Genomic DNA, 12,852 nt, shown 5'->3' with positions numbered 1-12,852 from the left:
GTGCAGCGCCTTATGCGCACGGCGTGTCGGCCCCGCGCACGTGTTCGTCGTGGGTGAATTAATGCCCGCACGCTGCGGAAACTTCGCGCGCGCCCCGGTCAGACCAGCTCGCCGATGTTGCCGACGACACGGTGAAGTTTCACCCGGCCCTCGGCGAGCTTGTACGTCACGCAAGCGATCGCGCACTCACCGGTCGCGACTCGCTGCGAGATGATCATCGACCGCTGCATGAGCAGGCGGCTGGTCTCCACCACATGTCTGGCTTCTATCTCGTCGACGGTGGACAAGCCCTCGCGCCGTCCGACCAGAATGGATGGTGTGACCCGCTCGACCACGCTGCGGATGAAACCGCCGGGAACCTCTCCGCCGTCGAGCGCGTCGATGGTCGCCTTCACCGCGCCGCAGCTGTCGTGCCCGAGCACTACGATCAGCGGCACGTTGAGCACCTGCACCCCGTACTCGATCGAACCGAGCACCGAGCTGTCGACCACATGGCCCGCGGTACGCACCACGAACATGTCACCGAGTCCCTGGTCGAAGATCAATTCGGCGGCGACCCTCGAGTCACCGCAACCGAACAGAATCGCTTGCGGGTGTTGGCCGCTGACAAGTTTGGCCCGGTCTGCAGCTCCCTGGCTAGGATGCAGCAGCGCGTCGTTGACGAAACGCTCGTTGCCCTCTCGCAGGGACTTCCAGGCGCTGATCGGGTTGGAATCAGGCATACCGATCATTGTGCACACGACTCGTGTTACCAGCGAGTTCGTTTGGTTACGAGTCGGCAAATAGCGGCGGGCGGCAGTGGGACAGGAACAGTGAGGGTAGTGCGGAACGAGATCGACACGGACACGTTGCTGGACTGGTACCGGGAGACGGCGCGCGATCTGCCGTGGCGCAGGCCCGGCGTCACCGCGTGGCAGATCCTGATGAGCGAGATCATGCTGCAGCAAACCCCGGTGGTGCGCGTTGAACCGATCTGGCGAGAGTGGGTGGCGCGCTGGCCGGTTCCCTCGGCGATGGCCGAGTCGTCATCGGCCGAGGTGCTGCGGGCCTGGGGCAAGCTCGGGTATCCGCGCCGGGCGCTGCGGCTGCACGAGTGCGCGCGGGTGCTGGCGGCCGAGCACGACGACGCGGTTCCCGCCGATGTGGACATCCTGCTCGGTCTGCCTGGGATCGGCGCGTACACAGCCCGTGCCGTCGCGTGCTTCGCCTACGGCCAACGGGTTCCTGTGGTCGACACCAACGTCCGGCGGGTGGTTGCCAGGGCCGTGCACGGACGCGCTGGAGCGGGCAACCCGTCCTCGCGCGACCTGCCGGAGACGGAAGCGCTGCTGCCGCGCCAGATCGACCGCGCCGCCGTGTTCTCCGCGGCCCTGATGGAACTCGGCGCGACCGTGTGCACCGCGCGCACCCCCGATTGCTCGAGCTGCCCGCTGCCACGCTGCGCCTGGGTCGCCGCGGGCCGACCGGTCACCGACATCGTCCGCCGCACCCAGAAGTACGAGGGCACCGACCGTCAGGCTCGTGGTCGCCTGCTGGACGTCCTGCGCGACGCCAGCGGACCGGTCGAGCGCGTTCGGCTCGATCTTGCCTGGACCCGTGACCCGGGCCAGCGCGAGCGCGCCCTGGATTCCCTGCTGGTCGACGGCCTCATCGAACAGACCGCCGATGGACTTTTCGCGCTCGCGGGCGAGGGGGGCACGGTGCTGGAATCGCTCGAGCCCGCCCGGCCCGACCACCGACGGTCCGAGCACACTCCGGCAGCGCGCCTGACCGGCGCGGGCTCGCCGAGTCCGGCCGAGGCCTAGCCGCCGAGTATGCGATGTAGGAAGCGCTCGACCTCCGCCCGGTAACGCCCCGGCTGGTCATCGTGCACAAGATGTCCTGCGTCCGGAACCACCACATAGTCGGCGTCTGGATGAACGGCAGCCATTTGCCGCATCTGTCCCGGTGGAGTGATGGTGTTCGCGCCCTCGAGCAACAAGGCGGGAACCCGGACGGCGCGCCATTGCTTCCAGAAGTCGCGGGCCCCCCACTCCTCGGCGATGTCGCGGAAGGTGGCGACCGAGCCGTGCAGCCGGTATCCGTCCGGCCCGTACTCGAACGAATTCAGGAAATACCGCCCGGCCACCGGCCCGAAAAACGACAGCACCGCATCGGCGTCGGGAAACGGCTGCGGCCATGCTTCGATCATCGCGGCCCAGTTCGCCGCGGTGCGGCCGGTGAAATCCGGTGCGATGTCCTCGATCACCAGCGCCCGCACCCGCCCGGGGTATGTCGCGGCGAAGACCCAGCCGTGCAGCGCGCCCATCGAATGCCCGATCAGCACCATCGGGTCGAGGATCTCGGCCGTGCTCGCTGCCAGGTCCGCCACGAATGCCTCGGTGGTCAGCTCCTCGGGCGCAGGCCTGCCGTGCCCGGCGGCGTCGAGGGTGTAGACATGGCCGTATTCCCGCAGCCAGTCCAGCTGGTCGCGCCAGGTGCGCGCGCTGCCCATCAACCCGTGCAGCAGCAGGATCGGCACGCCTGCTCCGCCTTCGTCGTGCAACATCGGTTCGACAATACGAGGCACCGAGCAACCGCTCGGCGGCAGCGGCTAGCTTGGATCACATGGCTGTTGTGAAGATCAACGCGATCGAGGTTCCCGAGGGCGCGGGCCCCGAGCTGGAGAAGCGGTTCGCCCATCGTGCGCACGCGGTCGAGGGATCGCCCGGTTTCCTCGGATTCCAGCTGCTGCGCCCAGTCGCTGGGGACAACCGATATTTCGTTGTCACCCAGTGGGATTCGGAGGAATCCTTTGCGGCATGGCGGGACGGGCCCGCGCGCGAGGCGCACGCGGGTGAGCGCCAGAAGCCGGTCTCGACGGGCGCCTCGCTGCTGGAGTTCGAGGTCGTGCTGGACGTGGCCGCGAAGCCTTCGAACTGACCCGAATGCCTACCGCCGGGCAGGTTCGCCCTGCCCGGCGACTCGCCCGACGTCGTGGTACCGCCGTGCCGATTCTGTTGACGCCGGGCGCCTCCGAGTGCCACAGTTCGAAGGACAAACGCGAGGGTGATGCGGTAATTCCGGTGTGATTCCGGAGCGGTCGCGCCACTGTGTTCCACGCACCGAGCCCCGGTGCCGGAAAGCCAGACACCGGCACCGTCGCGTCACCACCCAACGGGACGCGTATCCCAAGGAGGACTCGAATGGCCATCGCGCATTCACCCAGCCGGGCAACCGACTCCCTGGCCACCGTGCTGGTCACGGTTGGTGTCGTACTTCTCGCACTACTCACGCTGTACCTGGTCGGTTTCGACCAGGGCGTCATCTCGCGCAGCGGGATGTACCTGCACGAGCTGATGCATGACGGACGCCACCTGCTGGGGCTTCCGTGCCACTGATCGGTTCGCTTCGGACCCTGTTGCTTCGCGGGCTGCTGGCCGGCCTCGTCGCCGGTCTGCTCGCCGCGACAGTCGGTTATGCCGTGGGCGAGCCCAAGGTGGACGCCGCGATCGCCATCGAAGAAGCCGACTCAGCGGCCGGACACACACATGCCGAACCGGCGGGCGGGCATTCGCACGGTGACGAGGACGAGCCACTGGTGAGCCGCAGCGGACAGAAGGCCGGACAGTTCCTCGCACTCGGGCTCGCCGGGCTGGCGCTCGGTGCCATCTACGCCTCGGTCGCGCATGTCGCGCGTCGCTACACCACCCTGTCCGGGTCCAGGCTCGCACTGGCCCTCGGCGTCGGCGGCTGGGCCGCGATCGTCGCGGTGCCGTTCTTCAAATACCCGGCCAATCCACCGGCGGTGGGGGATCCGGGCACCATCAACGAACGCACCCTGCTCTGGCTGGCGGCGGTGCTGCTCGGCATCGTGGCCGTCGCGGCGGCGGTGTCGGTGTTCAAGGTGCTGGGTGCACAACTGTCCACGTTCCGGTTGATCGGGGGCTTTGCCGCGTTCGTCCTCGTGACGGCGCTCGGCTACCTCCTGCTGCCCGGTGTGAACGAGGTGAGCGCGGACTTCCCGGCCACCCTACTGTGGCAGTTCCGGGTGGCGTCGCTGGCCGAGACAGCCACGCTGTGGGTCTGCCTGGCACTCGGGTTCGCGGCCCTCACCGAATTCGCTACGCGCACTGATACCGCGGTACGAGACACCATCACTACCGCGGGCTGATCCGCGTCCGGAATTCGCAAGGCAGTGTCTGTTCACATGACCGGCACTGCTTTCTCCGTCCGGCCCGCACGGGCGGCCGCAACCCCACCCCGAGCTGTCCGCGTCGCGTTCGTCGGTCTCGCCGTCGCCTTGCTGGCGGGAGTCGCCGAGGCAATCGAGCGGGTCACGTGGGCCTTCGATCGCGACGAGGCCGACATCGCGGGCCTAGCGACCGGGTTCGGCCTGCGCATGGCGACCTACCTGCTGGTCCTGGCGGTCGCCATTCGGATGACGCATGGCGACCGCTGGGCCCGCCTCCTGCTCACTGTAGGCATCGGCGTGCTCGGCTTGGTCTCGCTGATCATCGAACCGCTGGCCGCGATGCTGTCCGCAAACGAACTCGGCGACCTTTTCATCGACCTCACACCCGAATCGTTCCTGCTCGGCGCTTTCCGGGCAGTCCACATAGCTGGCGTTCTTGTCGCTATCCCGGCCCTCTACACCCGCCCCGCACGCCGCTACTTTCGGAAAGGGCGAGCCATCGCATCACCGCATGGCTCCCCACACACCCTGCACGCAAGGTGTGCGAAGAACCAAGCTGCGATGCGAACTACGCCAACGCCGCGTCGAGGGTGATGTGGTCGACGCCGGCGAGGGCCTTGCTGACGGGGCAGCCCGCCTTGGCGGCCTCAGCGGCGGCCTGGAAGGCGTCGGCGTCTATGCCGGAGACGCGACCGCGGACGGTCAACTTGATTCCGGTGATCCGGAAGCCGCCCGCCGGATCCGGTCCGAGGGTCACGTCGGCGGTGATATCCAGGCTCTCCGGACTGCCGCCCGCGTTGCCGATCTGCGCTGAGAGTGCCATCGCGTAGCAGGAGGAGTGTGCGGCCGCGATCAGTTCCTCCGGGCTGGTCGTGCCGTTGGCGTCCTCCGCGGAACGCTTGGGGAACGATACGTCGTACTTGCCGACCCCCGAACTGGCCAGCTCGACCTGTCCCGACCCCTCCTGCAGAGTGCCGGTCCAAGCGGTACGCGCGGTACGTGTGGGCATCACGGTCCTTTCGCCGATGATCGTTTGACGATTCAGCTCGAACCTACTCCGCCCGGCCCGGCCCGGCGCAGCGGTGCGCCGTTCGCGCTGCTCCACCGGCCGGACCGAACCCGCTCTGCCATCTCGGACCGCCGCGTCGATAAACCGGAGCGCACCAAGCGATCAGGTGTCCGCGGACCGCTCCACCACCCAGGATGATGCCACCGACGATCAGCACGAAACCGCCGGCCAGCCCTGTCCGCCAATGTTTTTCGGGGTCATCGACAAGTCGCACCAGATCGGGTTTCCGCATCAGCCAACGGTGCCGCCCGCGAATAGCATCACGTGGATCGCCAGAACGGGCGGTGCCCCACCACTATCGCCATGCCTCGCTCGGACGGATCATCCCCGACCAGCATGCGCAGCGTGGCCACTCCATTCGGACCGAGGAACCCGTGGATCTTCCCTGAGGAACGCTCATGTTCACGCCGAGCTGTAGCGTTTGGTCACCCCCCGGGTGACCACGATCGAGTCTGTCATGCTCCGAGAATCAATTCCGGCCGCGCAAATCCCAATTCCCGATTCGGATCGTCCGATATCGGTGAAATACGTTCCGAGGCGGACATCGGATCATTGCCCAGCCGCATAGGCTACGTGGGTGCGGGTGGCAGGGATGACGGATCGAAGCTCGGTCGGCTGGGACTGGGGGGTCGCGCTTGTCGTAGCTGCGATTCAGCTGGTCGGCGGCACGTTCGCGAATATGCGGCAGACGGGGGCGTCCTCCCTGGACGTTCTCGGTTACCTGCTGCTGCTCGCCGGGCCGGTGGCGCTGATCTGGCGGCGGGCGCGGCCGATGCCGGTATTGTTCGTCGTCCTCGCCGCGTGCCTGGCGTACTTCCTGCGCGGCTACGGGTACGGGCCGATCTTCGTCTCGCTGATCATCGCGTTTCTCACCGCAGCGAGCATCGGATCCCGGTGGTGGACCTACCCACTCGTCCCACTCGGCTACCTGGCCCTGATCTGGCCAGTGCCTGCGCTGCTCGGCAGGTCAGCCGGGATATGGCAGATATTCGCGCTGATGGCATGGCTGGCCGTGCTGCTCTCGGTAGCCGAAGGGATTCGGCAGCATAAGGCGGCGCTCGTCGCGCGCAGGCAACGGGCCGAGGCCGCACGCAGGGATGAGGAGGCGCAGCGGGAACGGCAAGCCAGCGAGGAGCGCTTCGCCATCGCGCGCGAGCTGCACGACGTTCTGGCGCACAGTCTTTCGCTGATCAATGTGCAGTCCTCCGTAGCGTTGGAACTGCTCGACAAGAAACCGGAGCAGGCGGAGTCGGCGCTGGCCACGATCAAGACCGCGAGCCGCGACGCACTCGCCGAGGTACACGCCCTGCTGCACACAATTCGCTCCGGTAGCACGGTCGCTTCGCCTGAGCTCGAGGAGGTCGCCGACGAGGGCCCGCGCCGCCACCGGAACGGGCCCGAGCACATCGGACGCGATTCGCCTGCGAGCGAACAGGGTTCGACCGACCACGGCCGCCCCGAGCAGGTCGACAAAGCCGCCGAACCCGTGCGGGCGCCGCGCGCTCCCGCGCCGAGCATCAGTGACCTCGACGAGCTCCTCCAGCGCGCCCGCGCGACCGGCCGGACGGTTGGAACCCGAGTGCTCGGCACACCGCAGCAGCTGCCCAGCGTCATCGATGTGGCGGCGGCACGGATCATCCAGGAGTCGCTGACCAATGTGCTGCGGCACGCGCCGGGCGCCGACGCCACGGTGACCGTGCGCTACGCCACGGACTCGGTCGACATCACCATCGACAACACCCGGCCGACGGGTACACAATCGCGGTCGGGCACGAGCGGGGGCAACGGCATCATCGGCATGCGGGAGCGAGCGCACGCACTCGGCGGCGCGCTCACGGCAGGCCCGCGCCCCAGCGGCGGATTCCGGGTCGCTGCCCGGCTGCCCGCACGTGCGCTGGAGTCGAGCACGACGGCGCCGAGGGACTCCCCGAAGCAAACGGCTGCCGAGCAGCCGAGCGCCTCCGGGAAGCAATAGGGTCCACGGGCGAACCCGGCCGATGTGCAGAGGAGGCTCCGATGAACGACCACCACGAGAGCGGACGGCTGAATGCCACGGCCGGGCAGTCTGGAGCCACGGCGAGCATCCGGGTGCTGGTGGCCGACGACCAGGCACTGGTGCGGGGCGGTTTCGCCGCGCTGCTGGACGCGCAGGACGGCATCGAGGTAGTCGGCGAGGCGGACAACGGCGAACAAGCCGTGCGGCTGACCCGTAGCCTTCTGCCAGACGTGGTGCTGATGGACGTCCGCATGCCGATCCTGGACGGCCTGGCCGCCACCCGGATGATTGCCCAGGACCCCAGGCTGGCCGATGTGCGTCCGCAGGCTGATCGCGGAATTCTCCGCGCGCGCGAAGACACCGCCGCAGGCCACACTGTCCGAACTCACCGACCGAGAGCGTGAGGTGATGACCCTGGTCGCTGAGGGCCTGACCAACGCAGAGATCGGCGAACGCCTCTTCCTGAGCCCGGCTACCGCGCGCACCCACGTAAGCCGTATTCTCACCAAGCTCGATGCCCGCGACCGGACCCAGCTGGTGGTGATGGCCTACGAATCCGGACTGGTCCGACCGGGGTGGCAGTAGGATCTGGGCGGACGCGAAGTCAACCCCGTGCTGCGGGCAATATTCCGGCAATCGCTCCTCGATGGGCGGATAACCTTCTCGGCAAGCATCGGGCAAACATTGCCGACAGCGCTGTTTCCGAGCAACTGACCTACGCGTCCAGGCGTATCGCAGGTGACGACGCGCGACCGACGCCGGAGGTATACCGCGCGGCGCAGTCTTTGGGCATGAATATTTTCACTCACGCCGAGGCCGTGAGCGTCTTGACCGGCCACTGCGGCGGCATCCCTGGCCGTTCTTCTGGATCTTCCCGCTGCTGTTCTGGCTCACCTTCCTCGCTGTGGCGTTCTTCGCACGGAGAAGGTTCATCGGACGTGTGAGCGGGATCGGCACAGTGCGGACCGCGTTCGCCCGCGGCGAGATCACCGAGGAGCAGTACCGAGACAGGCTTGCCGTACTGCGCGAACCGCGGCGCAAGACCAAGGGCTAGCCAGCCGCGGCAGCAGAATCTCAGCGCCAGGACACAAAAAGGCCCGTGCACACCGGATGCCGGTGTGCACGGGCCTTTCCGTTGCGATTTACTCGCCCGAGGCGGCCTCGGCGGACCCTTCGCCCGCGCCGGTCAGCACGACTTCGGGCTTCTCCTCGGTGGGAGCCTTGGTCAGTTTCGCCTTGCCGGTGAAGGTGAACTTGGCGTCCTCGCCGGAACCTTCGCCGTCCCAACCCTCGACATCGACCACGATGGTCTGTCCGGGGCCGATCTCGCCGAAGAGGATCTTCTCCGAGAGCTGGTCCTCGATCTCGCGCTGAATGGTCCGGCGCAGCGGCCGGGCACCGAGCACGGGGTCGAAGCCGCGCTTGGCCAGCAGCGCCTTGCCCTGCGGAGCCAGCTCGATCTCCATGTCCTTGTTCTTCAGCTGCCTGCCGACGCGGGCGATCATCAGGTCCACCATCTGCACGATCTGGTCGGTCGTGAGCTGGTGGAAGACGATCACGTCGTCGATGCGGTTGAGGAACTCGGGGCGGAAGTGCTTCTTCAGCTCGTCGTTGACCTTGAGCTTCATCCGTTCATAGTTCGAACCCTCGGCGTTGCTCTGGGTGAACCCCAGACCAACGGCCTTGGAGATATCCGAGGTGCCCAGGTTCGAGGTGAAGATCAGCACGGTGTTCTTGAAGTCGACCGTGCGCCCCTGGCCGTCGGTGAGACGACCATCCTCGAGGACCTGCAACAGAGTGTTGTAGATCTCCTGGTGTGCCTTTTCGATCTCGTCGAACAGAACCACGGAGAACGGCTTGCGGCGCACCTTTTCGGTGAGCTGGCCGCCCTCTTCGTAGCCGACGTACCCGGGAGGGGCACCGAACAGCCGCGAAGCGGTGAAGCGGTCGTGGAACTCGCCCATGTCGATCTGGATGAGCGCGTCGTCGTCGCCGAACAGGAAGTTGGCCAGCGCCTTGGAAAGCTCGGTCTTACCGACACCGGACGGACCGGCGAAGATGAACGAGCCGGACGGACGCTTCGGATCCTTCAGACCGGCGCGAGTGCGGCGGATCGCCTTGGAGACGGCCTTGACGGCATCCTCCTGGCCGATGATCCGCTTGTGCAGCTCGTCCTCCATGCGGAGCAGACGGGTGGTCTCCTCCTCGGTGAGCTTGAACACCGGGATACCGGTCCAGTTGGCGAGCACCTCGGCGATCTGCTCGTCGTCCACCTCGGCCACAACGTCCAGATCACCCGAGCGCCATTGCTTTTCGCGCTCGGCCCGCTTGGCGACGAGCTGCTTTTCCTTATCCCGCAGCCGCGCGGCCTTTTCGAAGTCCTGCGCGTCGATCGCGGACTCCTTCTCCCGGCGCGCCTCGGCGATCTTGTCGTCGAACTCTCGCAGGTCCGGCGGAGCGGTCATCCTGCGGATGCGCATCCGAGCGCCCGCCTCGTCGATCAGGTCGATCGCCTTGTCCGGCAAGAACCGGTCGTTGATGTAGCGGTCCGCCAGCGTCGCGGCCGCGACCAGTGCACCGTCGGTGATGGACACCCGGTGGTGCGCCTCGTAGCGGTCGCGCAGACCCTTGAGGATGTTGATGGTGTGCTCGACAGTCGGCTCGCCCACCTGGACCGGCTGGAACCGACGCTCCAGGGCGGCGTCCTTCTCGATGTACTTGCGGTACTCGTCGAGGGTGGTCGCGCCGATGGTCTGCAGCTCGCCACGGGCCAGCTTCGGCTTCAGGATGGACGCGGCGTCGATGGCGCCCTCGGCGGCACCCGCACCGACCAGCGTGTGCAGCTCGTCGATGAACAGGATGATGTCGCCGCGGGTGTTGATCTCCTTGAGCACCTTCTTCAGACGCTCTTCGAAGTCACCGCGGTAGCGGCTGCCCGCGACCAAGGAACCCAGGTCGAGGGTGTAGAGCTGCTTGTCCTTCAGCGTCTCGGGCACCTCACCGTTGACGATGGCCTGCGCGAGGCCCTCGACCACGGCGGTCTTGCCGACACCGGGCTCGCCGATCAGCACCGGGTTGTTCTTGGTGCGGCGACTGAGCACCTGCATGACCCGCTCGATCTCTTTCGAGCGACCGATGACCGGGTCGAGTTTGCCCTCGAGCGCGGCCTGAGTCAGATTCCGGCCGAACTGGTCGAGCACCAGCGAGGTGGACGGTGTGCCCGCCTCACCGCGTGAACCGGACTCGACCGGCTCCTTGCCTTGGTACCCGGACAGCAGCTGGATGACCTGCTGGCGCACGCGGTTCAGATCGGCACCCAGCTTCACCAACACCTGGGCCGCCACGCCCTCGCCCTCACGGATGAGGCCGAGCAGAATGTGCTCGGTGCCGATGTAGTTGTGGCCGAGCTGCAGCGCTTCGCGAAGGCTCAGCTCCAGCACTTTCTTGGCGCGCGGGGTGAACGGGATGTGACCGGACGGGGCCTGCTGGCCCTGGCCGATGATCTCCTCCACCTGGCTACGCACGCCTTCCAGCGAAATGCCGAGCGACTCGAGCGACTTGGCCGCGACGCCCTCACCCTCGTGAATCAGCCCCAGCAGGATGTGCTCGGTGCCGATGTAGTTGTGGTTGAGCATCCGGGCCTCTTCTTGGGCCAGGACAACGACACGCCTCGCGCGGTCGGTGAACCTCTCGAACATCGCTCCCTCACTCTCCTGCTCCGACATTCTGGCAACAGACGCCGCAGTGTGCTGTGTAACAACCGTGGGCGTCAGCCTGCCATGAAGCCCGGGGACCGTGGCCCCCGCCTCCACTCTAGTTGGCGGAGGATTTCGCCGCCGCCGGTCCACCCTATTGCCGACCGGCGACAGCACGGTCATTCACTCATAACGTGAGGATCGGTCGATTCGTTTCCGGCCAGGTTTTGCCCTCAGCGAACAGCGGTGTCCGATGATTGCTGCCCACGACATCCCGCCGACCATGGCCGCTCACCCGGTGAACGGCGCGACGTACACACAGGGCACCGGGCGCGGATGCGCGGGATCGAGCGCGTTGAGCACATACGCGGCGGCCCTCGGGCTGCCCGCGATGGCCAGGTGCTCCGAGTGGTCCGTGGCGCAGCCGTCCTGGACAACGATGTTCGTCACGTTCGGTCCGGGAACCAGCCCCGCGGTGTAGGGCACCACCGACTCGTCCAGTCCGGTCGCGATGTTCGTGTAGGTCACGCTCGGGTGGTAAACGCCGTCCGCGTTCAGCGCGCGCACGAAGTCCGATCCACGGACCGCCTGGCGGCAGGCCTGACACACCAACCCGGTGAGCGCGTCGAAGGCCGGTTTCGCGCCCATGCGTGCGCTGTACTCGGCCAGCTCGGCCAAGCCCCCGGCGTTCGAGCCCAGCCACGGCGGAGCCAACCCGACCAGTTTGTCCACCCGCGCTGCTCCGCCGAGTCGCTTGACGAAGTAGTTGCCGATGAAGTTGCCCTGGGAGTGGCCGACGATATCGACCTTTGCCGCGCCGGTCGCGGCGAGCACCCGGTGCACGAAGGTGGCGAACTGCGGTGCGCTCTGCTCGATCGGAAGCATTCCGCCGATGGCGGAAATGGGCCAGGGCAGGGCATAGGCGCCGTAGGTGGCCGAGAAGACGCAGTAGCCCTCGTTGGCGAGCAGCGGCGCGTACACGCCCCAATTCGTCTGTGCACCACCGCCGGTACCGTGCGCGAGGACCACCGGATTCGGGTGCGCCGCACTCGGCCGACAAGACCAATCGTTGGTGCCGGGCAGCGAACCGCCCGGATGCGCGAGTTCGGCCGGGAGGCCCTCGAAGAAGTTGTAGACGACCGGATATCGATCCGCGTGCGCCGAACCCGCCGTGCCGGCGCAGAGCGCGGCGAGCAGGACGATCAGTAATGAAAAGCCCGAGACACGCCGCACAGTAGCCTCCAGATCTGGAAGGGTGGGGTTCCAGGAAGCTACCGCAGGGCGTGTCCCAGGCGGGGCTGATTCCGGCGTGTTGTTGGCAAAACTAGTTCTGGTAATGCGCTGGTGTACCGATCTGGTCGGGGTGCACCTGCGCCGCGTACCGGCCGGCCACAATGCCCCCCGCCACAGTCGGCCTACCTTGCTGGATCCCCGCCACGAACAGCGCTCCGCACAGCACCAGGAAGGCCAGGGTGTGGAACACGGCACGGACGATGTTCCAACGGACCCAAGCTGATTCGAAATCGGCGCGGACCGCGACGAGGTCGGTGATGGATGCGGGATCGCCCGCCGCGGCCAGCTGATCGTTCAGCGGGACGTTCAACCCGGAGGTCACCGCGAAGGCGATCACGTTGAGTACCAGCGCCACCACGATCCAGATCAGCGTGGTCCGATGCTCCTTGCCCAGATGCAGCCCCGCAGCCAGGATCGTGAACCCGACGGTGCCGAGAAACCCGATCATGAACCAGGGATTGATGATCACCACGTTGATCTTCTGCATCACGTCGATCATGGCGCGATCATCGGTGCGTCCGAGGGCGGGCATCACCGAATTGGCGTACCCATAGAAAAGGCCTGCGATCAGGCCCGTCGCCAGGGTGGCAACCACCAGTGCGGCGAGACGTGCGGCGGTCATGAC

At 66.9% G+C, this 12,852-nt stretch carries 12 protein-coding genes, 1 pseudogene and 1 riboswitch; of the genes and pseudogenes, 7 read left to right on the top strand and 6 right to left on the bottom strand.

Annotated elements, in window-relative coordinates; translation table 11 throughout:
* Positions 1–98: 98 nt before the first annotated feature.
* Positions 99–722, bottom strand: a complete 624-nt coding sequence (locus tag AB0H00_RS07935; RefSeq protein WP_357262651.1) for a carbonic anhydrase — start codon at positions 720–722, stop codon at positions 99–101.
* A gap of 99 nt (positions 723–821) precedes the next feature.
* On the opposite strand from AB0H00_RS07935, the gene AB0H00_RS07930 reads away from it, so the two are divergent.
* Positions 822–1,805: an A/G-specific adenine glycosylase gene (locus AB0H00_RS07930; RefSeq protein ID WP_357262648.1), complete on the top strand. Its 984-nt coding sequence runs from the start codon at positions 822–824 to the stop codon at positions 1,803–1,805.
* Here the strand turns inward: AB0H00_RS07930 and AB0H00_RS07925 are convergent.
* Positions 1,802–2,548 (bottom strand): alpha/beta hydrolase, encoded by a 747-nt coding sequence (locus AB0H00_RS07925; RefSeq protein WP_357262645.1) that lies wholly within the window; start codon positions 2,546–2,548, stop codon positions 1,802–1,804. The two genes, AB0H00_RS07930 and AB0H00_RS07925, sit on opposite strands and share 4 nt — an antisense overlap.
* A 59-nt stretch (positions 2,549–2,607) precedes the next feature.
* Between AB0H00_RS07925 and mhuD the strand changes: the two genes are divergently transcribed.
* From mhuD to AB0H00_RS07905, 4 genes are all read left to right on the top strand, one after another.
* Positions 2,608–2,922 carry a mycobilin-forming heme oxygenase MhuD gene (gene mhuD, locus AB0H00_RS07920; RefSeq protein ID WP_357262642.1) on the top strand — a complete coding sequence of 105 codons (315 nt, stop codon included), beginning with the start codon at positions 2,608–2,610 and terminating at the stop codon, positions 2,920–2,922.
* A gap of 78 nt (positions 2,923–3,000) precedes the next feature.
* Positions 3,001–3,156: riboswitch (cobalamin riboswitch) on the top strand.
* 29 nt (positions 3,157–3,185) lie between these two features.
* A complete protein-coding gene (locus tag AB0H00_RS07915) occupies positions 3,186–3,380 on the top strand; it encodes a CbtB-domain containing protein (RefSeq protein ID WP_039794710.1) in 195 nt (64 codons plus the stop codon).
* Positions 3,371–4,153, top strand: a complete 783-nt coding sequence (locus AB0H00_RS07910) for a CbtA family protein (protein WP_357262639.1) — start codon at positions 3,371–3,373, stop codon at positions 4,151–4,153. The genes AB0H00_RS07915 and AB0H00_RS07910 overlap by 10 nt, the downstream gene beginning before the upstream one ends.
* Before the next feature lie 36 nt (positions 4,154–4,189).
* Complete coding sequence (locus tag AB0H00_RS07905; RefSeq protein ID WP_357262636.1) at positions 4,190–4,768, top strand: hypothetical protein; 579 nt, start codon at positions 4,190–4,192, stop codon at positions 4,766–4,768.
* On the opposite strand, the gene AB0H00_RS07900 is transcribed toward AB0H00_RS07905, so the two are convergent.
* Entirely contained in the window at positions 4,743–5,183 is a 441-nt protein-coding gene (locus AB0H00_RS07900; protein WP_357262633.1) for an OsmC family peroxiredoxin, read from the bottom strand. The two genes, AB0H00_RS07905 and AB0H00_RS07900, sit on opposite strands and share 26 nt — an antisense overlap.
* A gap of 652 nt (positions 5,184–5,835) precedes the next feature.
* On the opposite strand from AB0H00_RS07900, the gene AB0H00_RS07895 reads away from it, so the two are divergent.
* Both AB0H00_RS07895 and AB0H00_RS07890 read left to right on the top strand, forming a co-directional pair.
* Positions 5,836–7,218, top strand: coding sequence for a histidine kinase (locus tag AB0H00_RS07895; protein WP_357262631.1), 1,383 nt, complete (start codon positions 5,836–5,838; stop codon positions 7,216–7,218).
* Positions 7,219–7,259: 41 nt separating this feature from the next.
* A pseudogene (locus tag AB0H00_RS07890) lies at positions 7,260–7,824 on the top strand (response regulator transcription factor).
* 557 nt (positions 7,825–8,381) lie between these two features.
* Here AB0H00_RS07890 and AB0H00_RS07885 read toward each other — a convergent pair.
* From AB0H00_RS07885 to AB0H00_RS07875, 3 genes are all read right to left on the bottom strand, one after another.
* Entirely contained in the window at positions 8,382–10,937 is a 2,556-nt protein-coding gene (locus tag AB0H00_RS07885) for an ATP-dependent Clp protease ATP-binding subunit (RefSeq protein ID WP_357262628.1), read from the bottom strand.
* A gap of 288 nt (positions 10,938–11,225) precedes the next feature.
* A complete protein-coding gene (locus tag AB0H00_RS07880; protein ID WP_357262626.1) occupies positions 11,226–12,167 on the bottom strand; it encodes an alpha/beta fold hydrolase in 942 nt (313 codons plus the stop codon).
* A gap of 91 nt (positions 12,168–12,258) precedes the next feature.
* Positions 12,259–12,849, bottom strand: a complete 591-nt coding sequence (locus AB0H00_RS07875) for an anthrone oxygenase family protein (protein WP_357262623.1) — start codon at positions 12,847–12,849, stop codon at positions 12,259–12,261.
* Positions 12,850–12,852 lie beyond the last annotated feature (3 nt).

This window comes from Nocardia sp. NPDC023852, assembly GCF_040639505.1.
Taxonomy (GTDB): Bacteria; Actinomycetota; Actinomycetes; order Mycobacteriales; family Mycobacteriaceae; genus Nocardia.
Note: the sequence above shows the minus strand (reverse complement) of the source record. Positions and strands in the feature narration are given on the sequence as shown.

Coding starts and splice junctions, on each gene's coding strand:
- AB0H00_RS07915 (WP_039794710.1), top strand. CDS start 3,186: ATGGCCATCGCGCATTCACCCAGCCGGGCAACCGACTCCCTGGCCACC.
- AB0H00_RS07900 (WP_357262633.1), bottom strand. CDS start 5,183: ATGCCCACACGTACCGCGCGTACCGCTTGGACCGGCACTCTGCAGGAG.
- mhuD (WP_357262642.1), top strand. CDS start 2,608: ATGGCTGTTGTGAAGATCAACGCGATCGAGGTTCCCGAGGGCGCGGGC.
- AB0H00_RS07905 (WP_357262636.1), top strand. CDS start 4,190: ATGACCGGCACTGCTTTCTCCGTCCGGCCCGCACGGGCGGCCGCAACC.
- AB0H00_RS07925 (WP_357262645.1), bottom strand. CDS start 2,548: ATGTTGCACGACGAAGGCGGAGCAGGCGTGCCGATCCTGCTGCTGCAC.
- AB0H00_RS07875 (WP_357262623.1), bottom strand. CDS start 12,849: ATGACCGCCGCACGTCTCGCCGCACTGGTGGTTGCCACCCTGGCGACG.
- AB0H00_RS07935 (WP_357262651.1), bottom strand. CDS start 722: ATGCCTGATTCCAACCCGATCAGCGCCTGGAAGTCCCTGCGAGAGGGC.
- AB0H00_RS07885 (WP_357262628.1), bottom strand. CDS start 10,937: ATGTTCGAGAGGTTCACCGACCGCGCGAGGCGTGTCGTTGTCCTGGCC.
- AB0H00_RS07895 (WP_357262631.1), top strand. CDS start 5,836: ATGACGGATCGAAGCTCGGTCGGCTGGGACTGGGGGGTCGCGCTTGTC.